Consider the following 20,553-nt stretch of genomic DNA (forward strand, 5'->3'; position numbering starts at 1 on the left):
TAATTTTCGATTTGAACGAGTCCAGCAAGGGGCTAATGCCCCTTATGCTTTTCTCTTTTCTTTTGCTGTTTCATTTCAAACATTCGCAGTTCTTCCGCTTCTTTTTTCTCTCTGCTTCTGATCTTACATTCCTGTTTATTCTGTTTCTGTTGTAATTTCAATGCTTGCTGCGATTTTGTTCCAATACCGGTTTCCTGCATTTGCCTTCTCGCTTCACGCTGCATCCTTTTTGGATTTCTCTTTATATCCTTTACAACAGCATCAACAGCCGGACTGAATTTCAAACTGGCATAATGTTTTTGGATATATTCCTGCACCTCATAATCTTTTGGTTCTGCACCAAAGGTTACTTTTGCTACAGACAACTTACCGTCCTCGATACGCTCAAATACGCCTATCCAGAATGGTTCTTCAAAATACACCGTCAGTTTTCCATTTACTTTGTCCATAAGAATCCCTCCCAAAATAATTGTTGAACAAAGAATGGACAACCCGGAGGGGCAGGTTACTTACCCTATTTACATAGGACGGCTGGGCTACCTACCAGCTCTAGTACATTGCTGAATGTACATTGCTTTTTTATCTTTGTATTTATAATCAAGCCATATGGCGCGATTAACTTAGAATGTCAAACAACGATTTATCCAATTAAGACAACTGAAATTTTATTCTTTGTCGTTCAAAAGATTATTTACTCTTTCAACTGGAAATCTGTCTTCAATGTCAATTATTTCAAACAAATTTAGGGGTAATTCTTTCTCTCCAATCAGAGTAAGATATTCATTAACAGCTCTGCGGTCAATCATAATTTTCCCATGACCGGCCCAATGACGATTGCTCTCTCTCTTTTTCAAGCCAGAAATCCAATATTCATCGCCGTTTTCAATATCTACATAGTTAGAATAACCACCATTATATTTTTGAAAAGCATGGTCATTAAAGTAAATGGTTTTCTTGGTTTTTGAAGTTTTCACATATCCAATCCATGCTGGACCATCATCAGAATATCCTGTTTTTAGTTCAATATACATTAAATCTTTAATCATTTATATCACTCCTAAATCACGATTTATCATCCCACTTTATTTCTTCTATTCGACTGTCCATTTCTTGTTTCTCTGTCATTTTTCCTGTTCATCAACGATATCGTAGCCCATATCAAGCATATCTAAAACTTTCGAATCTCTGACAGTTCCATCCATTGGAACTGTCAGCCAGTGTTTCTGATTCATGTACTTTGCCGGAGCAAGGTGATACATTTCGATATAATTGCTTATCATATCTGACTCTGTCTGAACTTCCATGATTGACATTACAGATTCGTCTGATTGATAAAAAATAGCATAGGGAATGTTATTTCTCTGATTTTTAAAGATTGTGATCTGCTTTCCATTTTGTGTGATTCTCTCCGGGGTGGCTGGATATTGCTTTTTGATGTATTCAAATATTTCTTGTTGATTCATGAGAGGATTCCTTCTTTTTCACTAGTTCTTCTCTTTATTTTGTCGCAATTTTCCCCAGATTACAAGTATAATTTTTTATCTCTCCAATTCCATCAATTTATCACCCCATATCCCATGATGGAGGCATAATCCATCACATAGTTTCTCTGCCGTACCTGATCACTGGAGTTTCCTTCCACTGTGTAGACTCTTCCACCTTCACATTTCTCTACGATTCCTACATGGTCCGAGTTTCCATCATGATCCCAGTCAAAAAAAATGATCATTCCGGCTGTCGGTGTTGTTCCGCCACTCTGCCACTTATTCTTTCCCTGAAACCAGGACACTCCATCACGGCACAATGAGAACTTTGGAACATTCCCACTTGCTATCAGACCGCTTTGATCTGCACACCAGCTCACAAAACAGGCACACCATTCTACTCGGCTGTCGAATCCATACCAGCTCCAGAACTTCTAGCCGCCACTGTTCCCGATCTGCCCCATTGCTACCGATACAATCTGCTGACTTCCAAACAAACCAGCAAACAGGCTGCCACCGGAATAATACCGCATCACATGGGGAACGTATTCGGGATCTCCATAGCTGCTCCATCCATGCGAAGCTGCCTGCTCCTGTGAAAATTGTAAAGCATTGGCTTCTGTGTATCCGCCTCTTTGCAACGCCCATACTATGTATCCGTTTCCATAGTTATATCCCTGCCATGCAAGTTTTAACTTGTCCATATCCTGTGGGCTGCTGCATCCTGCCTGACTGATACAGTCTGCAAAGGTCTGTACTCCCACCTCTATCGAATAATTCGGATCGGTAATAGAACCGGGGCTGTGTGAAAACCTTGTATTGTACGGACTTTCCGAACACTGCATCGGGTCTGTTCCTCTTCCCCCGGATTCCTGCATCATAATCGCCTGTATCGCAGACACATATTCTGGAATGCCATATTGGGATGCATACTGCTGTATCACCGAAGTATAAGCCAGCACCTCATCACTTAGAGATTCGGAGTTTTCCGAACTACTGCTGAAGGCTGCTCCTGCAATGATTCCTGCAATCAGAATAAATACCAGAAGAAATGCACCGCCTCCGGCAGCAATCCATTTTCCCATTTTTTCAAGAGCTACTACCCCTTTTTGAATCACTGCTGTAATTCCCTTTACGGATAACTTTGAGCCTTTTCCTGTTACCTGAAGGACTGCTTTTCCACTTTCTGTCGATGCCTGTGCTGATTTTCTTGCCATCTGGACTGCTCTTGCTTTCTGCATCGCCTGAAGGCTCTTTTCCACCTGCTGTGTCTGTACGGATGCCTGTGTCTTGATTTTTTCTTGAGACAGACCAGATACTTTTACCACTCTCGGTGCTGCTTTTACCTGCCGTTTACCGTTTTCTTTGGCAAGTGCTGCCTGCTCCGGTTTCAGCTTGATCAATTTCTTTCCGCTTTCTGCCCCCTGCTCCATTGCTTCTTCGGCAGCTTTCGCTTCTTCCTGTCTGCGTTTTCTTTCCTTTATCTTCCTGTAGGTCACTCCGGCAAGTTTTTTCCCACCTCGATATGTGGTTTTCCCTATGGTTTTTCCTGCCACACTCGCCGCCCTGTACTGTACGGATTCTATTTTTTCAATGCCATACTGTGTTGGAGAGTCTGACTGACCACTGCTTTTCTCATGTAGTTCCCTTGGCTTTTCTTTTGCTTCCAGTACAGCCGAGCGTACCAGTTCTTTCGGAAGCCGGGCAGCCGGATTTCGAATCTTCGGATTCTTATCCCTTACCCGTTCCTTGATATCTCTCATCCGGTCACCCTCTTTCCGTATCTCTTATCTCATCGGGCAACATCCCGATGTTTCTTTTTTTCCTGCTGTTTCTGCAACTGCTCCAACTGTCTGATTGCTTCATTTACCAGTGGATGCTCGTTGTAATATGGCACAAGCTCCAAATCACCCCTGTCTTTTGATGACAACGGCAATGGATATTCCATATCCGAATAAATAGAGTACGGATCATGGATAGAAAACTCAATAGCCGGACACATATTGGCAGATGTTCTACAATATTTCTGGTACTTTTTATATGCCTCTTCCAACGTTCTGCATTTTGTATATTCTCCTAAATCATGGAACTCACCGCACTCTGCAGCATAAAAAGTTATCGTTACTTCTTCTTTTTTCTTCATTATGATTCTCCCGGTTTTGTTGTCATTAGTTTATAAAGGTCTGTATTCTTTGGGAACGTATTCTCAAATGGTACGATATTTCCAGAGCAACGGATCAGACCACTACCAACCGATACATTTGTAATATAGGACAGTTGGTTTTCGGAAATATTCAAAAGAGCTGCCAGTTCTTCCCTGTCTGTACTTGCCTGATTCAAAAGAATCAAAAACTCACTGTTTGCCAACATCAGTCTTGCAGTGTCCGATTTCAGAAGTTCCTCAACATTTTGGGTTAAACCTGTCACGAATCCATTGTATTTTCTGATTCTCTTATAAAGTCGGTAGAAGAAATTTGCACTGTATTCATAGCGGAATAACAGATAGAACTCATCGGCAAATATCCATGTCGTTTTTCCTTCTTTCCAGTTCTGAATTACCCTGTTGAAAATACTGTCTAAGGTAACCAGCATTCCAAGCGGCATCAGCTGTTCCCCCAGTTCTCGGATGTCATAATCCATGATCCTGTTCTTCTTATTCACATTGGTCGGCTGTGCAAAGGTGTTCAGGCTTCCATTGATAAAAAGTTCAGATGATAATGCCAGTCCTCTTGCCTCTTCTTCCGGCTGTAACATCAGCTGTCGGTACATATCTTTCAATGTCGGAACTTCTCCGGTATAACCACTTCGGATATAATCCCGGTACACATCTGCAGCACAGCGGTCCAGAATCGACTTTTCTTTTGCCGACAGATTTCCTGCTCCAACCAACTGCTCGAACACAGACAGGATAAACTCCGATTTTTCAATCAGTGGATTCTTTTCATTGCCGTAGGCTGCGTCCATATCCATTGCATTCAGGTGATTGTCTGATGTCGCAGATACTTTTACAACCTGTCCGCCCAGAGCCTCTACTAATTTTGTAAATTCGGACTCCGGGTCAAGGATCAGGATATCATCATCGGTACTCAATGCCAGATGCACGATCTCTTCTTTTGCCGAGAAACTCTTTCCTGATCCACTGACACCTAATCGGAAACTGTTTCCATTCATCAGTTTCTTCCGGTCGGCTACCAACAGATTCTTACTGACTGCATTCTGCCCGTAATAGATGCCTCCCGGCTGCAGGATTTCCTGTGTATGGAACGGAATTAAAACAGCCGTAGATTCCGTTGTCAGTGTACGCAGCGCATTGATCTTACGCAGTCCATACGGGAGCACTGTATTCAGTCCGTCCACTTGCTGCCACTTCAGTGTTGACATCTGGCACAGATGCTTTCTTGCCACCGACAGGAGCAGTTCTGTATCGGAATCCAGCTGTTTTTTACTGTCTGCCAGATGTACCATCGTCAGAATTCCAAACATCATCCGTTGGTCTCTGGTTGTCAGATCATCGAGCATTTCTTTTGTCTCTTTCCTCTGCAACTCCATATCGTATGGGACGATGGCAGAAAAGTTATTGTTTGCATTCTGTCTTCTCTGCCAGTTGGTCACATTTGTTTCCACACCAAGCAGTCGGTTCTGGATTTCCCTTACTGCTTCATCCGTAGGGACTGGCAGGATGTCAATCGACAACATCAGATTCCGGCTGAAGTCACACAGTTCTGAAATCATGTCATCTTTGACATAACTTGCATAATCCTGCATATACAGGACTCTTCCGTACCTGTCACCGATTTTAAAATGGTCACGTTCAAATTCCATAGAATCCGGACACATCCAGTCCTTGAAACTTGTTCCCTTACGGCATTGATTGACTCTGACATTTCCCCTGCTGTGGTCGCAGCTTCCAGTGTCACTTTATTCTCCGCAACCTGTACGACCAATGGCTTTTGCACCTTATCTGCCAACAGCAGTAACGCCCTGGAAACACTGTCTTTTAACTGTGTCTTATCGATTCTGATATTCCTGTTTGTCTTATCCTGCAGGAATGCAGAAAGATCAAAATATTTTCCCTCAACCAGCCGCATAGATGCCCAGACATCTGGCATCAGAAAGCAAGCCAGATGCTCCGTCACACACAGATCTACTTTCTGCTCCTCACTATTTAACAGCTTGGCGATCTCTTTTAATGGGATTCCCGGAAGATTTAATTCCATTTCCTCGGTCTGTACCTCCAGCGCCCGGATTGCGATCCGATGACCATCCAGTCCGGTCAGACGCATCTGCCCTTCCTCACACTTAACATGTACCACCGACAGCATTTGATTTACTTCTGTAACTGCAATCGAAAATAGTACACCATTTAAGGCATCTTTCAACGCTCCCTGTAAAACGCTGCAACTCACTTTCATTTCTGTCAGATCCGGAAGTCCTGGAAAGCTCTCGACATCGCTGACTGGCAGTTTGATCTTCACCTTTTTCCCGGATATCACAGCCGTTTTTTCATCCGATTGAATTACCACATCACCGTCAGGCATTTTTCTGGAAATGTCTGCCAGTGATTTTCCATCAATCGCACAGCATCCTTCCTCTTCTACCGTTCCGTCTATCTTCACCCGTAATCCAATCTCCAGGTTGGTAGCTTCCAGCAGGATTTCATCCTCTTTCGCTTTGATGATGATGCATTTTAAGATTGGCTTTGTGCTATTCCTGCCATTTACACCTTTGAGCGCAATGCCAACTTTCTGCTCCAGCTCGCCATTTTGAATTGTGATCTTCATTTTTTCTGTTCCTCCTTCTTTTGGGGAATACGAAAAAGCAGAGCATGATGCCCTGCTTTCCGATATCCGAATATTTTCTTTTTAATATGAACAGAATTGCTCCTGTTATATCCACATGGGTTTGTTTGCAAGAGAACCTTGCTTCTAACTGACTGAGCTTATTGTCTGCAACTGACATCGCTCCTGACTGAATCATTCTGTATCGAATGTATTATTGACTCTTAATAGATATATACGTTGATTTGAACTGGGAGGAAACTTAACGCTTATTCGACAATAAAAGTGACAGAAGTTTTTTATCTCCTGCCACTTTTTGTCGTATTTTCATATAATGTTTTTTACTACTTTACGTCTGCTATTATCTGTTCCAAGCATCTGCTTTTCATCTCGCATATATTCGATCTGTTTTGCAGTCCACACAGCATTTTCTCCCATGTATGCATGCGCCATCTTCTCTGCATCCAAAGAAAGTCCCTGGTACTGTGCTGCATTTTCCGCTATTTCTTTGGAATAATTTGAACCAGTGTCTTTTTCTGCTGAAACAGTCTTTATTTCTCCATTCTGCAGATTTACGGATACCATATAGGAAATACCTGCCGCTTCATCCCGATAAGTAATATGATCTGTTGTAAATATCTCTCCATTTCCGTCTAATGCCTGATCATATTCTGTTTCGACTGCAAGCGTATCCGTATCAATCCCATACAACTGCTCCAACAACGTAGATGCTTTTTCTAATGCTTCCTCTTGATTGAATGATAAGGAGATTCGATACGATGATAAAAATATTTGCAGAATACAATCCACACAGGAACAGCATTGATGGTTATACGCTTCGCATTGACTGTTAGGAAGCTGAGAAGAACTTAAAGACCACTCCCGGATCGGATTGTGCACATTAAACGCACTTGCCATTGATGAGCCATTAGAATATGCCCAGTTATATCTTGACGTTTTCTCTTTCCATCTGACCGCCTCATACAGTGAAGAACGCCGAGAGGCGGCGTGGGAGTATGCCAGAGAACACGATGCTGCCGACAGGCTGAAATGATGTGGATTTGTTCATAAGTTTGTGTTATACTTCTTTAATTAATGGGCAACAAACAGAAAATGGAGGAATCTATGAAATATAACAACATTATAATCATGTCTGCATTAGCACTTGTGATTAGTTTAACCGGGTGCGGAAATACAAATAAGCTTTCCGAATATGACATGACCGGAATTAGCTATATAGAATATACTGACATAGATACAGTATGCGAAGATGAAGAACTGATAACTGCTGGAAGCAATTTGCTATCTGACCAAGAGGACAATTTGCTCCTCTCCTATGTAGTAGATAGCGCTATTGAACTTTCTGCCGTGCTGGGAGATTATGACCATTTGGTGTTTACAAATCCCAAATGGATTGAAAACTTTGGCGATTCTGGCAAATTAAAACCCATAGAATATAGCAGCTTATCAAAAAGTATGCAAGAGTTTTTAGACAGTCAAATGCCGATATTGACAAACGACGGAAGTGTATTGCCAGAAGGAACAGGGTTATACGAATACGAAGGTGGCGGTCTGCTTGCATTTCCTGTAAATGTAACTCTTGGATCAGCGAAGCCGATAGAAGCAAAAAATCCTCTGGTTATGCTAATAGACAATCCGGCGGAAATACTGAAAGCTGATTCTTGTATGTTGCCCTTGACCTCAAGTGGAAATGTGTTGTTTTTGGATAGCGATAATTTACAACAAGCTTTTGAAAATAGTGAGCTTAAAGATTACGGAGATATTCAAAAGTTTAATGAAAAATAACATTTTACAATTACATAACCAATCCGAGAGGACAGTCGAGAAAATCGACTGTCCTTTTTCTATGCCTATGAGCAGAAAGGAGCGACCACCCATGACAAAGCCAAGAGAGAAAACCCGCGAGGAGCTGCAAGCCGAGATTGAGGGGGGAAAAGAAGAAAATCCGGCAGTTTGAAAATCGGGAAAAGATGTTGCGTCAGAAGCTATTCAAAGAGGAACGCAGAACGCGCAGCCACCGCCTTATCGTCCGGGGCGCAGTCTTTGAAAGTATTGTGCCAGAAGCAAAGGGCATGACCAACGAGGAATCTCCTGAATTTGATTCTTTTTTCATGATATCTGCTCTCCTTAAATTATTTACAACAATCCCCGTCACCGCATCCAAGGCAAGTAAGGGATTCTATAAAGTGTTTGTAATTCATCAATGTCCCACAATTCAAAGAATAGTGATGCCATTTTCCTTCCTTACGATCATTCACAAGGCCGCATCCTACCAATATCTTCATATGATGGGATAAAGTTGGCTGGGTAATTTCAAATCTTTCCAAAAGTTTACACCCGCACTTTTCTCCATCCGACAGCATCTGTACAATTTCCAGCCGGTTCGCATCGCCCAAAGCCTTGCATATCAAAGCCACATCCATTGCATTCATATTGACACCTCACATTGATCATTGTCTATGTTCAATATGATATATACATAGATATTTGTAAATGTATGTATTTTAAAAAAGAGAATCAAGTTTTTGATTCTCTTCATACATTCATTATAGCTTTTATCATCCATTTTATTTACCCCAAACAGCCGCTGCATTCGACCTTACAAGCAGTTCTTCCACAGGCAGACCAATCGGACAAATATCATGACAAGATAACGACTTCCCGCATCCTTCAAAAAATCTCTTCTTATATTCAGCAGAAATCTCATTCAAATGAGTGCTTTCCTGTTCTTCATTCAGAATCCGAAATGCGTTGACTGCAGCAACAGTGCCTGCGAAAGCCCCATTTGCAGAGAAGTTAGGACACACTTCAAGGCAACAGCCACACATCAGACAGCGTGCCGACTGGTATCTCGGTTCATGTGTCCACGAACTCATATAAGCTTCACTTTCAAGCCAAAGGTTCAGTTTTTTCAAATTTTCAAACAGATTTGACCGGTCAACGGTCAAATCTCTTACAAGCGGAAATTTGCTTAAAGGTTCCAAGATGATTGTAGAACCTTTTAACGTATGTAGAAATGTAGAGCATGCCAACCTCGGACGTTCGTTAATCAGCATGGCGCAAGCCCCACATTTTCGCACCATACAGCTACATTCCCAGCTGATTGGAGTAACTATATTTCCTGAGTTATCTTTCAAAGGGGTTCTACTGTTCAATTCCTTTAGAACAGTGGCAACAGAGCTGCTTTTGCTTCCGTCATACTCAAATTCCTGCCAATAACTGTCTGATTTCTGACTCTCCTGCCGCCTGATTCTTATTTTATATACCAAGTGAATCACCGCCTTTCTGGAACAGGTACAAAGGAAATCTGTATCTGCTTTCCATCAAATCTGGCTACCGTTGTTTTAAGGTAATCATCGTCATTGCTCTTCGGATAATCCTCCCGCCAGTGTGCACCACGGCTTTCTTTTCTTGCAAGAGCACTCTTTAGAACTGCCATGCCAAGCAATGGAAGATTTCCTGTCAGCGCTTGTACCGTTTGAATCCCATTTAACAACGTATTCTCATTTCTGACAACGCCCATAGTCTCCTGCATCACTTTGTTTAATTGCTTTATTTCTGAAATTTGAGACGCTGGTGGAAAATCTATCTGTGTCGTACAAGATAGATCTACTACATCTGCCTGTTCGCATGCTGATTTTGCCGCAACACGTCCTCCGTATAACGCTCCTAACAGAGAATTTCCACCAAGGCGGTTGGCACCATGATATTGGGCACAGCATTCTCCGGCAGCGCAAAGATTCTGAATCGGCGTTCTGTGCTGCTCATCCACCAGAATGCCTCCCATAAAATAGTGAATTCCCGGTAAAACAGACACCGGTTCCTTTCGTATATCTTTATGCAGATAGGTCATACAATCGTCTGCCAGACCAGATAGCTTATTTGAAATAATCTCCTCCGATATTTCCGTCATGTCAAGAAATACCTCTGATTCATGGCTGACCTTCCATATCTCTCTGGCGGTAATATCTCGTGGCATCAGATTTCCAAGCTCCGGGTATTTTTCCTCCATGAAATACCATTGTTTTCCATCTTTCATGGCAAACAACCTGCCACCTTCCCCTCTGGCCGCCTCGCTGATGAGCATGCGTTTTCCACCACATTTCACAGTTGTCGGATGATACTGGATCATCTCGCCATTTGCCAGAGGAACACCAAGCCGGAACAATTCTGCGGTGACTTCTCCTGTATTGCTCAGCGAACCCGTTGTATTCCCAAACAATCCGTGCATACCACCGGTGGCAACAATAACCGCATCCCCCGGTAATTCCACAGTCTCCTGACTGTATTCATCCCTGATTACGCAGCCACAACAAATATTGCCACACAGACGAAGTGTTAGGAAAGAATGATGGCTGAACCGTTCTACCATACCAGATGCTTCTTTCCTGCGAACAGCGTCTATCATAGCTGTCATGATCTGCTTCCCGGTATCGCTCTGTGCAAAAGCAGTCCGTTTCTTTTTCTGCCCGCCAAAATTCCGCAGATCCACATCATCATAGCCACTCATGTTAAATTTAACTCCAAGTTTTAGCAGCCAGTGCACCAGCTCCGGTGCTGCCTGTGTCATTCCCCAAACTGCATTTGGATCAGCCAGACCACATGCTGCCTTTATTGTATCTGTAAAATGTTCTTCGGGACTGTCGTTTTCATCTTTTGTATTCAAAGCTGCGTTGATACCGCCCTCCGCCATAACAGACTGTGCCCGCTCTGACGGAAGGGAGGAAACCAGTTTTACATTGCATCCATTTTCCGCTGCCTGCAAAGCCGCTGAAAGTCCTGCCAGTCCAGCACCTATAATAATAATTGTCTTACTCATAGATATTGCCACCCAATATAATATAAAATAACCGCTCCCGCTATAAAAAGAAGAAGCACCGAAAGGATCAAATAAATATCACTCCTTCGTTCTTTATAACTGATGATTCCCAGTGATACGAGCAATGGGCGGATATTGATAAAAATATGAACAAAGATTGCCGCTACGAACAAAAGCTGAGTTACCATCTTTACCGTTGTAAAAGGGAACAAAATATATGTCCCATTCTGCACCTTTCCAAACAAGCCAATATGGAATAACAGCAGAATCAGTATTGCCATCCCACTGGCTCGTCTCGCCCAAAATATGACGTTTTGTTTCAGATACATTTTTCCTGATTGCTTCGCTGTCTGTAAACTCTGAACTGTCAGGATGACACCAATCACCGTATGCACAACAAGAATACCAACACCAATCCATGCAAGAAGTTTCCCTGCACTACTTCCAACTCCGTTCAGCATAAAGCTGCCCATGATTCCATGAATCATAAAAATGAGAAGCATTAAAACAGACAAAATCGTATTCCATTTTCTCATAAATTCCCGCTCACCTCATTTCTTCGCTGTCCATGATCATATAGTCCATCTGTGTTAGCGTTGTAACGTCAATAAAATCATCCGATGCCAGGAATACATCATACTTTCCACTTACCACTCTTGATAACATCATTGTGTTACTGTACTCTTTCAGATCTACGGAAAAACCGGCCTGTTTCAACCTGTCACAGAGTTTCTTAGCATAACTGACAAGCGGATAATCCGTCTCAGATACATATAACCGAAAACTAATGTCCGTTTTCATGAGATCTGTTTCATTTGTTTCCGAATCGTCCAGTGCCAATTCTTTTAATTTATTCCGGGTGTTCTCGTTGTCGAGACCATCTGACATCATATTAATACCGAGAACATAAGAGCCTTCCAACTGTGCGGAGGCTTGAGCCGCCTTTTTTGACTTCGGTGTTGCTCCTGTGACTGCATCAATCATAGAAGGCGGTGAATGTAAAATGACACCAAAACCTACAAGAAAAACAATCGTAACAACTAACAGAATCAGTTTTCGTTTCACATTCCCACCTCATTTCCTATTTTTTCAAAATTCTCATTGCGTTCAAAACAGCAATTATGGTAACGCCTACATCACCAAATACAGCTTCCCACATTCCCGCAATACCAAGAGCGCCAAGAATCAGGAACACACTCTTAATCCCAAGAGCAATCACTATATTCTGCATGACAATCTGTTTTGTCGCTTTTGCTACTTCAATCGCGTCCACCAGCTTAGACGGTTCATCTGTCATCAGAACTACATCTGCTGCTTCAATGGCCGCATCCGAACCAAGCCCACCCATTGCAATACCAACATCTGCACGGGCAAGGACAGGAGCGTCATTGATACCATCACCAACAAAAGTCAATTTGCTTCCCGGTCTCTTTTTACTGTCTAAAAGCTCAACCTTTTCCACTTTTTGGTCAGGAAGCAGCTGTGCATAATATTCATCCAACTGCAATTCTTCTGCAACAGACTTCCCTATTTTTTCATCATCACCGGTAAGCATGACTGTTTTTTCCACGCCGATATGTTTCAGGTCAGAAATTGCTTTTTTACTGTCCGGCTTCACTTCATCTGTTATCAAAATGCATCCGGCATATTGACCATCTACTGCTACATAAACCTTTGTACCAACTTTTTCACAGGCTGTGTACTCCACATGCTCTGAATCCATAAGTTTCGTATTGCCAGCATAAACTTTCTTCTTTCCTGCCATGGCACTGATTCCATATCCGGAAATTTCCTTGTAATCAGAGATAACTGATTGGTCAATTTCTTTTCCATAAGCAGAGAGAATGGATTTTGCAATAGGATGGTTAGAAAAGCTCTCTGCCTGGGCCGCATACTCCAGAACCTGTTCTTTTGAAAATCCATTTGCAGGCAGAATATCAGTCACATTGAAAACACCCTTTGTAAGTGTTCCAGTTTTATCGAACACAATAATGCTGACATTATTAAGCGCCTCTAAATAATTACTTCCTTTTACAAGAACACCTCGTTTAGATGCCGCACCAATACCTCCGAAGAAAGTCAGCGGGATTGAAATGACCAATGCACATGGGCAAGATACCACAAGGAAAACAAATCCTCTGCGAATCCACTCTGTCCAACCTCCACCAAGAAGGATCGGTGGCAGAATTGCCAGAATAGCTGCTAAGATTACAACAACAGGAGTGTAATAACGTGCAAATGTAGTAATGAAATTTTCTGTTGGTGCTTTTCTACTGGACGCATTCTCCACAAGATCAATAATCTTTGAAGCAGTAGATTCACCAAATGCTTTCGTTGTCTTAATCGTTAAAACACCCGTCTGATTCATACAACCGGAAAGTGCTTCGTCTCCTTTATGAACGCTTCTCGGAACCGATTCTCCAGTTAAAGCCCTTGTATCCAGCATAGAATCTCCATCCAATACCACACCGTCTAATGGGATTTTTTCACCAGGCTTTACAATAATAATCTCACCAATGGCAACACTTTCAGGAGATATGGTAATCAATTCTCCGTTCCTTCTGACTGTAGCACAATCCGGACGTATATCCATTAAATCTGATATAGATTTTCTGGAACGCTCAACAGCCAATGACTGGAAAAATTCACCAACTTGATAGAACAGCATAACAGCAACTGCTTCCGGATATTCACCAATGACAAAAGCACCAATCGTAGAAACGCTCATCAGGAAATGTTCATCAAACACTCGTCCCTTTGAAATATTCCTCACAGCTTGCCATACAACATCCCCGCCAAGAATAATATAGGAGACAATGAGAAAAACTAACTCGACAGGCAGTGGCACTTTCGCAAAAACTGTCAATGCCATACCAATACCATAGATTGCTGCGCCAATCGCTAAACGAATCGTCAACTTCTTGTCCTCATTGTTATAGGATGTATTGGTATCCTGTTTTTTTGCAGGTATATAGTATTCCTGTGCAATTTCGGAAACTTCTACATCTGGCTCATGGCTGTGGACAATCGTTTCAATCTGACTGGCTATTGTATTTGCGGCAACTGGAGCAACATTGATTGTCAGCGTCTGCTTCATCAAATTTACAACTGAGGATTGTACTCCATCCAATTCTCCGACTTCTTTTTCAATTTTTGCAGAACAATTCGGACAATCCAATCCTTTTAACGAATAACTCTTTGTAACATTCATAACGGTTTCTTCCTGAACTTCCACATCTGGCTCATGACTATGAACAATCGTTTCAATCTGACTGGCTATCGTATCTGCGGCTGTCTGAGTAACATTGATTGTAAGCGTCTGCTTCATCAGATTTACCACTGAGGATTGCACTCCATCCAACTCTCCGACTTCTTTTTCAATTTTTGCGGAACAATTTGGACAGTCCAACCCTTTTAATAGAAATATGCGTTTCATGATAATCTCCTTATAATTTGTTTAATTGTTCAATTACTCAACTATAATATTAAAAAATATTATTTCTGCCAAAGATGCTCAAATCCCTTGTCAATAATCTCTTTCACATGATCATCTGCCAGCGAGTAGTAAACTATCTGTGCTTCTTTACGGAATTTTACCAGATTCGCTAGGCGTAATGCCTTTAACTGATGCGAAATTGCAGATTTTGTTACCCCCAGTAGCACTGCAAGATCACATACACACATCTCACTCTGTTCTAGAGCGTGTAAGATTTGTACTCTAGTTCCATCTCCAAATAGCTTAAACAAAGAAGCCAACTGGATATAATCATCTTTTGGCTGCATCTTGGATTTCACATCATTCACAATATCCTCATGAATTACATCGCAATTACAAATATAAGACGTTTTTGACATATATTCACCTCCAAATAATAATAGTTGAACAACTACTCAACTATTATTATACTTATTTTTAAATTTATGTCAATAAGCTGATGTTAGTTCCCCATAAATTTTACAATTAAAACCAGCTCTTTATTCTTTTCTTAATCTTTTTTTCCCAGTATACCGTTTTGGCTTTCTTGTCACACTTCCTGTAAATTCCGATTTTTCGTTCTCTGCGACTTCCCAATAAACTGGAATCTGTCGAATTACTTAGACAATCAACTATCTCTGTCAAGCAGTGAATGATAGTCTGACACAATTTTTTCCATTGAGATGTTTTTCATGCTGGATATAAGGTTTTCTTTTAGCATGTCATATGTTTGATCAAGTACATTTCTAATATTTCTACCAACTGGACAAAAAGGAGATGGTTTGGAATGAATACCTATCATTTTATCAATTGCTTGAGGATCTACGGAGGAACAAATACTATAGAGCGAAATATCCTGAAGCGGAACTGCCAGCGTTGTGCCACCTGTTCCAGGTTTTACATCTATGATTCCGTCTTTCTTCAGCGCACTGATAATGTTTCTGATAGTAACTGGATTACATCCAGTTGATAGGGATAGCAGTTCACTTGTCACTTTCTTTTCTTTTCCATATTCATTTATAAATACCAGGCAATGAACTGCAATCGAACACTTATTACTGATATGCATAAAATCAATCCTCCGTTTTTTCATTCCCATTTTATCATAGCACTCATCTGCTGTAAATATTGACACTACACCATGTAGCTGTTATACTGAACCCGTGATGTAGTTTTATTTTTTACACCAAAGGAGGAATAAAATGAAATATTATAGGATTATTTTCAGTCCAACTGGTGGAACAGAAAAGGTTGCAAATGCAATCACGAAAAACTGGAAACAAATCGAAACAATCGATCTGACTCTTCTGGATACTGATTACGCTAAAATTTCTTTTGAAAAAGATTCGCTGGTCCTGATTGCGATGCCGTCTTTTGGTGGTGTAGCACCCAGTCTTGCCTTAGAAAGGCTTTCTATGCTCAAAGGAAACGGTGCAATGTGTGTTGTTACCGCAGTATATGGCAACCGTGCTTACGAGGATACCCTGTTGCAGATGCAGGATTACGCACAAACAGCCGGATTCCAGGTGATTACAGCTATCTCAGCCGTAGCAGAACACTCTATCATCCGCAAATACGCAGCTGGAAGACCTAATTTGAATGATTATAAAGAACTCGCTGAATTTGGTGATCGAATTCTTGAAAAAGCTGCTTCTGGCGCATTATCAACACCTGTAGTTCCCGGCAACAAACCGTACAAAAAAGCAGGAGTCGGAATGATTCCTAAAGCAAATGCCACCTGTACTGCTTGCGGTCTATGCGCACAAAAATGTCCATCCGGAGCTATCTCTGCAGATCAACTGAAGCTCTCCGACAAAAGCAAATGTATCTCCTGTATGAGGTGCGTGTCCATATGCCCAGTTCATGCAAGAAAGGTCAGCCAGCTTATGACTTCGGTCGCTGCCGCTGCACTCAAAAAAACCTGCTCAGTTGAAAAAGAAAATGAGCTGTTTATCTAAAGCTTAAACATATGCTTTTAACCCTTCCATTCTATAATTTAGTCTGGAAGGGTTAACTATTATATTTCGACAAATATATAATTTCTCACATTTTCTTCCTGTGAATTTTAGATGCTGTCATTTAAAATTAACCACATCCAAAATATCGTTTTCCTGTAAACCTAGTTTATTTTTGGGGACATCCATAATAATCGCAAACCATTTTTTATTGCTCTGATGTCGGAAAACTATGTAATTCGGATATTTTACCCACGGATGATCGGGCTCTGCACTATAATTGCTTCGTATATATTCTTCTAACTCTTTTCGATTCATTATATCATCTCTGCAACTTCTTTATCCTTCCTACATAATAAAATCCTCCATGTAAAATCAGTAGTTAATGAAAAACCCTGCTTACATGGAGATGCATTAGCATAATAAAACCGCTTGTCAGAAAAGCGGTCAAATGGTATTCTTTTCATAGGCAGTGGTGTCTTTCTGTATTGAATTGTTTTGTGTGGTAACTTTACAATATCAAATACTGGTAAGAATTGTCATTGCCTATTTTATTATTGAGAAAAAGAAAGCTGCGCCACAGCCTTGGCAGGCCATCGCGCAGCGATTTTGTTCAACCGGAATTTGTAATTACATTCCATACATATTGGCATTCTTTACAATCACTCTATCTCCTTTTTCTAATTGTTCCTTAGAAACTCCTCTTAACCCAAGTCCAACATGTTCTGTTTTATATCCACAACCATTTGATTTTCGTTCTTTTGTATGTATATCGATGGTAGTAATTATAGTCTCTAATACACCTCCATTTGTTTTATAAACACACGCATTTTCTCCTTCTCTACACATTCCTGTTGATATGTTTCCTGTGGCAACTGTTCCAACCCCCATAATTGTAAATACATCATCAATAATCAATTCAAAGTCTTCTTTTAAACATAATGGAACATCTAATCTGTTCATATACTCTTTTTCACGCTCTTTTTTGCTTTTACCAAATAATCCCATAGTGTTTCTCCTTTATAACTTCCGAGTTGTCTCTATCTTTATCTTTTAATTATACACAGGATTTGAATCTTTTTCTACTTATCTATAATCAAAAAATCCTCTTCCTTGTATTATAAAACCGCTTTCATAAAGTTTTTCTTCTTTTTCAGAATACCTGCGTATCACTACGAATATTCCGACTGTCAAAATCACTCCAAATACGATTCCTGCCAGAATTCCATTCGTCCCCATTCCATAACTCTCATTCAGATAATAAGATGGCAGGAAAGAAAGGATTGTTCCCACAACCGATGGCGGTATAAATCTTAGAAAATTCTTATAGCATAGGCACTTTACCATTTCCTTGTCTATCATTCCCAACATTCGCAAACTACAAATGACCCTGCTATTTTCTTCCTTCTCTGCCTGGATACGTGAATGAATTAACAGAAACTCAGCCATTATCATAAGCCCTATCACAAATGCCATCAAAAATAATAAAAATTGTCCTGATTTCTTTGCATCCTGGTATTTCTCCACTTTCGAAGACAATTCATAATATGTCTGCTCATCTTCATTCAACTGATTGCTTTCCTGCAGATATTCTTTTACTTCACATACTCCCGCATAAGAATCTTCCCAATTCTGAAACTGAAACAAGTTTGCGATACCAGCACTACCTGTTATATCTGCACTTAATTTTTCGAAATCAGAATCGTTGATGATCAGTGTTTTATCTGCAAAGGTCGGATTTTGATTAAACAGTATCTTTACATCTGTTCCAACAGACTGCAGTTTTCTGTCCCCGGAAATCGTTACAGTAGATACTGGCTGTATGTTATGTTCATACCCATCTTCCAGATTGTACTGAAACAAATTCAAAAACTCGCCTTCCTGAATCTGATAATCACATCCAAAATCCCGGTTTATTTCTGTCACAGGAAGGTAATTAAAAACATCATCTCTGATATAGGGAAGCTGAATGACCTGTTCTACAGTAACACCATTTTTCTCCAATATATGAAGGACATCCTGTACTGAAACCTGATTCATTCCATAGATTTCTGAGTACACCATGTCATAGGGAGAATAACTTTTTGCATCCTGTAGAAAAGCCGGATATAAAGTCACACATACCCCCGTAAGCATAACAGATACCGCTATTATGAGAGAGGCTAAAACATACCTACATCCCCATTCTTTCTTGTGTCTGCGGACAAATGACCATTCCACCAGATGAAACCTCATGTAGTTGGGTGCAAGTCTGCATAAGAACGTACTGATCTTTCCTGTTTTTTCTGCCCGATATTGTGCTTTTAGCAGGGTTCCTATTTTATCCAGCATAAGTCTCCCGGCATTCAGGATAAAAGCAACTGCCACCACTACTGTATATAGAACTGCTGTAAGCTTATATGCTTCCGGGCAAAACTGCCATTGCACTCCGTGAACATCTATTGCATAAATGATAACGGAAAAAAATAAAAATGACAGCACAGTTCCTGCCACAAGTGCTATTGCTAATGCCAGCACGGATATGATCACATTTTCAAAAAGTAAGTTTCTAAACGCTTCCTTCCGGCTCATGCCAAGAGAAAACATCACGCCGTATTCCTGTTTTCTTGATGCCAGAAATGCCTGACACGAAACAGGAAGAAAAAAAACCAGAAACACTGCAGACAGAAAAAATGGAAGATAAATGTTATTGGATATTGATGAATTTACAATCGACGCATTCATAAACGTCCTGTTTGTGGAAATAACTGCAAAACAACAGAATAATGCCGTTGCAGATAAATTGCATAGAAAGTACAATCGATATTTGTAAAAACCAGCTTTCAGCATCTTTCGGGAAATATCAAAAAAGGTCATCTTTTCCACCTCCCAAACCGCACAGCGTTTTCCATATATCTTCTCTGAAATTATCGGCAGTGTTCTCTTTCTTTACTTCTTTTGCCAGATTCCCATCCTGTAGAAAAAGTACCCGGTCACAAAAGGATGCCGTATAAGCATCATGTGTCACAAGCAGAGAGCTGATGCCAGACCGTTGATTCATCTGTTTCATACATCGCATCACATCCCCGGTGGTCTTTCGGTCAAGGCTTCCTGTTGGCTCATCTCCAAAAATAATATCCGGTTCATTGATCAGCGCCCTGCCAATCGCAACTCTCTGTTTCTGACCTCCCGATATTTCCGTAATTCCTTTGTCAGCTAATTTTTCAATGCCGAGCACATCCGCTATTCTTGAAAAACGCTCTTGCTGGATGTTTGCTTCTTTTCGTTCAAGAATGAGTGGTAACAATATATTTTCTTTTACCGTCAAACTCTCCAAAAGCTGGAAATCCTGAAAAATCATTCCCATATGCTTTCTGCGAAAAAATGCCTTCTCTTCTTCCGTAAGCTGTGAAAACGTTTCTCCTCCTATTACGGTTTCTCCATCGTCCGGTGTGTCAACTCCGGTCAGCACATGGAGCAGAGTAGTCTTTCCACTGCCGGATGGTCCCATAATAGCAACCATTTCTCCTTTCATAACTTGCAGATTCACATTCTGCAAAATCCGCATAGTTTCTCCTGCGGTTTTATAACTTTTTGAAATATGATTTGCATTTAATACATACATCGAAATTCCTCCTGATAATAAATTTTAAATTTGATTATCAGAAGTATTTAATCATCCATCCGAACCGATAGACTGCAAAGGGTAACTCCCGGTCTGAAAGAAAACTCACCTTGTCCGAGGTATTTAAAGCCATCATATACCCAGAGCACCATTATTTCTATTCCACCGAAACATATACACTCATAGAAATGCAAACATATACTTTCGCTTATATCGTTTTCACTATTTGACTTTTCCAAACATTCCATCTGCTGTATGACTATACTTTCCAAATCCCCTTCTGCATAATATCCACTCCAGATTCGGAAATTTAGCGACAAAAGTAAAATCAGCATGATGGAACTTAAAACCATAATAGCAGCAATTCTCTGTTTTTTTACTGAAATCATATGAATCAAACCCTATACTTCTGCTTTA

19 protein-coding genes and 5 pseudogenes are annotated in these 20,553 nt (G+C 40.8%); 4 read left to right on the forward strand and 20 right to left on the reverse strand.

Annotated features, from left to right (window positions below):
* Positions 1 to 32 precede the first annotated feature (32 nt).
* The 8 genes and pseudogenes from DXB15_RS07355 to DXB15_RS07390 form a co-directional block, all read right to left on the reverse strand.
* Positions 33 to 449, reverse strand: a complete 417-nt coding sequence (locus DXB15_RS07355; RefSeq protein ID WP_118702489.1) for a YjdF family protein — start codon at positions 447 to 449, stop codon at positions 33 to 35.
* Between the two features lie 216 nt (positions 450 to 665).
* Positions 666 to 1,046 (reverse strand): hypothetical protein, encoded by a 381-nt coding sequence (locus DXB15_RS07360; RefSeq protein WP_004614497.1) that lies wholly within the window; start codon positions 1,044 to 1,046, stop codon positions 666 to 668.
* Between the two features lie 75 nt (positions 1,047 to 1,121).
* Positions 1,122 to 1,463: an MmcQ/YjbR family DNA-binding protein gene (locus DXB15_RS07365; RefSeq protein ID WP_118702490.1), complete on the reverse strand. Its 342-nt coding sequence runs from the start codon at positions 1,461 to 1,463 to the stop codon at positions 1,122 to 1,124.
* A 92-nt stretch (positions 1,464 to 1,555) separates the two neighbouring features.
* Positions 1,556 to 3,247, reverse strand: a pseudogene (locus DXB15_RS07370) (lysozyme family protein).
* Positions 3,248 to 3,276: 29 nt separating this feature from the next.
* Positions 3,277 to 3,627: a hypothetical protein gene (locus tag DXB15_RS07375; RefSeq protein WP_118702491.1), complete on the reverse strand. Its 351-nt coding sequence runs from the start codon at positions 3,625 to 3,627 to the stop codon at positions 3,277 to 3,279.
* Positions 3,627 to 5,348 (reverse strand): annotated as a pseudogene (locus DXB15_RS07380) (VirB4-like conjugal transfer ATPase, CD1110 family); the annotation flags it as partial. The gene DXB15_RS07375 and the pseudogene DXB15_RS07380, both read right to left, overlap by 1 nt.
* 14 nt (positions 5,349 to 5,362) lie before the next feature.
* A pseudogene (dnaN, locus tag DXB15_RS07385) lies at positions 5,363 to 6,265 on the reverse strand (DNA polymerase III subunit beta); the annotation flags it as partial.
* Positions 6,266 to 6,589: 324 nt separating this feature from the next.
* Positions 6,590 to 6,985, reverse strand: a complete 396-nt coding sequence (locus tag DXB15_RS07390) for a hypothetical protein (protein WP_147404778.1) — start codon at positions 6,983 to 6,985, stop codon at positions 6,590 to 6,592.
* A 56-nt stretch (positions 6,986 to 7,041) separates the two neighbouring features.
* On the opposite strand from DXB15_RS07390, the pseudogene DXB15_RS17245 reads away from it, so the two are divergent.
* The 3 genes and pseudogenes from DXB15_RS17245 to DXB15_RS17875 form a co-directional block, all read left to right on the forward strand.
* Positions 7,042 to 7,316 (forward strand): annotated as a pseudogene (locus tag DXB15_RS17245) (DUF6061 family protein).
* A gap of 71 nt (positions 7,317 to 7,387) precedes the next feature.
* Entirely contained in the window at positions 7,388 to 8,068 is a 681-nt protein-coding gene (locus DXB15_RS07400) for a DUF6619 domain-containing protein (protein WP_118702494.1), read from the forward strand.
* Positions 8,069 to 8,253: 185 nt separating this feature from the next.
* A pseudogene (locus DXB15_RS17875) lies at positions 8,254 to 8,319 on the forward strand (DUF3847 domain-containing protein); the annotation flags it as partial.
* Positions 8,320 to 8,415: 96 nt separating this feature from the next.
* Here DXB15_RS17875 and DXB15_RS07410 read toward each other — a convergent pair.
* The 8 genes from DXB15_RS07410 to DXB15_RS07445 form a co-directional block, all read right to left on the reverse strand.
* Positions 8,416 to 8,715, reverse strand: a complete 300-nt coding sequence (locus tag DXB15_RS07410; RefSeq protein ID WP_118702495.1) for an ArsR/SmtB family transcription factor — start codon at positions 8,713 to 8,715, stop codon at positions 8,416 to 8,418.
* A gap of 135 nt (positions 8,716 to 8,850) precedes the next feature.
* Positions 8,851 to 9,561 carry a succinate dehydrogenase/fumarate reductase iron-sulfur subunit gene (locus DXB15_RS07415; RefSeq protein ID WP_330427487.1) on the reverse strand — a complete coding sequence of 237 codons (711 nt, stop codon included), beginning with the start codon at positions 9,559 to 9,561 and terminating at the stop codon, positions 8,851 to 8,853.
* Positions 9,558 to 11,102: an FAD-binding protein gene (locus tag DXB15_RS07420; protein ID WP_118702497.1), complete on the reverse strand. Its 1,545-nt coding sequence runs from the start codon at positions 11,100 to 11,102 to the stop codon at positions 9,558 to 9,560. The genes DXB15_RS07415 and DXB15_RS07420 overlap by 4 nt, the downstream gene beginning before the upstream one ends.
* Positions 11,099 to 11,638: a hypothetical protein gene (locus tag DXB15_RS07425; RefSeq protein ID WP_009203875.1), complete on the reverse strand. Its 540-nt coding sequence runs from the start codon at positions 11,636 to 11,638 to the stop codon at positions 11,099 to 11,101. Before DXB15_RS07425 ends, DXB15_RS07420 begins: the two co-directional genes overlap by 4 nt.
* Positions 11,639 to 11,648: 10 nt before the next feature.
* Positions 11,649 to 12,167, reverse strand: coding sequence for a DUF6921 family protein (locus tag DXB15_RS07430; protein ID WP_008703789.1), 519 nt, complete (start codon positions 12,165 to 12,167; stop codon positions 11,649 to 11,651).
* A gap of 16 nt (positions 12,168 to 12,183) precedes the next feature.
* Complete coding sequence (locus DXB15_RS07435) at positions 12,184 to 14,538, reverse strand: heavy metal translocating P-type ATPase (RefSeq protein ID WP_118702498.1); 2,355 nt, start codon at positions 14,536 to 14,538, stop codon at positions 12,184 to 12,186.
* 59 nt (positions 14,539 to 14,597) lie between these two features.
* Complete coding sequence (locus DXB15_RS07440; protein WP_015512809.1) at positions 14,598 to 14,957, reverse strand: ArsR/SmtB family transcription factor; 360 nt, start codon at positions 14,955 to 14,957, stop codon at positions 14,598 to 14,600.
* 248 nt (positions 14,958 to 15,205) lie between these two features.
* Positions 15,206 to 15,676, reverse strand: a complete 471-nt coding sequence (locus tag DXB15_RS07445; RefSeq protein ID WP_242979811.1) for an RrF2 family transcriptional regulator — start codon at positions 15,674 to 15,676, stop codon at positions 15,206 to 15,208.
* A 103-nt stretch (positions 15,677 to 15,779) separates the two neighbouring features.
* On the opposite strand from DXB15_RS07445, the gene DXB15_RS07450 reads away from it, so the two are divergent.
* Positions 15,780 to 16,535 carry a 4Fe-4S binding protein gene (locus DXB15_RS07450; protein ID WP_109215209.1) on the forward strand — a complete coding sequence of 252 codons (756 nt, stop codon included), beginning with the start codon at positions 15,780 to 15,782 and terminating at the stop codon, positions 16,533 to 16,535.
* A gap of 627 nt (positions 16,536 to 17,162) precedes the next feature.
* Here the strand turns inward: DXB15_RS07450 and DXB15_RS07460 are convergent.
* The 4 genes from DXB15_RS07460 to DXB15_RS07475 form a co-directional block, all read right to left on the reverse strand.
* Positions 17,163 to 17,540, reverse strand: coding sequence for a translation elongation factor Tu domain protein (locus DXB15_RS07460; protein WP_021748087.1), 378 nt, complete (start codon positions 17,538 to 17,540; stop codon positions 17,163 to 17,165).
* Between the two features lie 78 nt (positions 17,541 to 17,618).
* Positions 17,619 to 19,388 carry an ABC transporter permease gene (locus DXB15_RS07465; RefSeq protein ID WP_118702499.1) on the reverse strand — a complete coding sequence of 590 codons (1,770 nt, stop codon included), beginning with the start codon at positions 19,386 to 19,388 and terminating at the stop codon, positions 17,619 to 17,621.
* A complete protein-coding gene (locus DXB15_RS07470; RefSeq protein WP_109215212.1) occupies positions 19,375 to 20,136 on the reverse strand; it encodes an ABC transporter ATP-binding protein in 762 nt (253 codons plus the stop codon). Before DXB15_RS07470 ends, DXB15_RS07465 begins: the two co-directional genes overlap by 14 nt.
* Positions 20,137 to 20,183: 47 nt before the next feature.
* Positions 20,184 to 20,525 (reverse strand): hypothetical protein, encoded by a 342-nt coding sequence (locus tag DXB15_RS07475; protein WP_109215213.1) that lies wholly within the window; start codon positions 20,523 to 20,525, stop codon positions 20,184 to 20,186.
* Between the last annotated feature and the right edge of the window lie 28 nt (positions 20,526 to 20,553).

Source organism: Roseburia sp. OM02-15 (assembly GCF_003481835.1).
Taxonomy (GTDB): domain Bacteria; phylum Bacillota; class Clostridia; order Lachnospirales; family Lachnospiraceae; genus Eubacterium_I; species Eubacterium_I ramulus_A.

Excerpts from the sequence above, each read along its gene's own strand:
- DXB15_RS07355 (WP_118702489.1), bottom strand. The coding sequence starts at position 449 with ATGGACAAAGTAAATGGAAAACTGACGGTGTATTTTGAAGAACCATTC.
- DXB15_RS07360 (WP_004614497.1), bottom strand. The coding sequence starts at position 1,046 with ATGATTAAAGATTTAATGTATATTGAACTAAAAACAGGATATTCTGAT.
- DXB15_RS07365 (WP_118702490.1), bottom strand. The coding sequence starts at position 1,463 with ATGAATCAACAAGAAATATTTGAATACATCAAAAAGCAATATCCAGCC.
- DXB15_RS07375 (WP_118702491.1), bottom strand. The coding sequence starts at position 3,627 with ATGAAGAAAAAAGAAGAAGTAACGATAACTTTTTATGCTGCAGAGTGC.
- DXB15_RS07400 (WP_118702494.1), top strand. The coding sequence starts at position 7,388 with ATGAAATATAACAACATTATAATCATGTCTGCATTAGCACTTGTGATT.
- DXB15_RS07410 (WP_118702495.1), bottom strand. The coding sequence starts at position 8,715 with ATGAATGCAATGGATGTGGCTTTGATATGCAAGGCTTTGGGCGATGCG.
- DXB15_RS07420 (WP_118702497.1), bottom strand. The coding sequence starts at position 11,102 with ATGAGTAAGACAATTATTATTATAGGTGCTGGACTGGCAGGACTTTCA.
- DXB15_RS07425 (WP_009203875.1), bottom strand. The coding sequence starts at position 11,638 with ATGAGAAAATGGAATACGATTTTGTCTGTTTTAATGCTTCTCATTTTT.
- DXB15_RS07435 (WP_118702498.1), bottom strand. The coding sequence starts at position 14,538 with ATGAAACGCATATTTCTATTAAAAGGGTTGGACTGTCCAAATTGTTCC.
- DXB15_RS07440 (WP_015512809.1), bottom strand. The coding sequence starts at position 14,957 with ATGTCAAAAACGTCTTATATTTGTAATTGCGATGTAATTCATGAGGAT.
- DXB15_RS07445 (WP_242979811.1), bottom strand. The coding sequence starts at position 15,676 with ATGGGAATGAAAAAACGGAGGATTGATTTTATGCATATCAGTAATAAG.
- DXB15_RS07450 (WP_109215209.1), top strand. The coding sequence starts at position 15,780 with ATGAAATATTATAGGATTATTTTCAGTCCAACTGGTGGAACAGAAAAG.
- DXB15_RS07460 (WP_021748087.1), bottom strand. The coding sequence starts at position 17,540 with ATGGGATTATTTGGTAAAAGCAAAAAAGAGCGTGAAAAAGAGTATATG.
- DXB15_RS07465 (WP_118702499.1), bottom strand. The coding sequence starts at position 19,388 with ATGACCTTTTTTGATATTTCCCGAAAGATGCTGAAAGCTGGTTTTTAC.
- DXB15_RS07470 (WP_109215212.1), bottom strand. The coding sequence starts at position 20,136 with ATGTATGTATTAAATGCAAATCATATTTCAAAAAGTTATAAAACCGCA.
- DXB15_RS07475 (WP_109215213.1), bottom strand. The coding sequence starts at position 20,525 with ATGATTTCAGTAAAAAAACAGAGAATTGCTGCTATTATGGTTTTAAGT.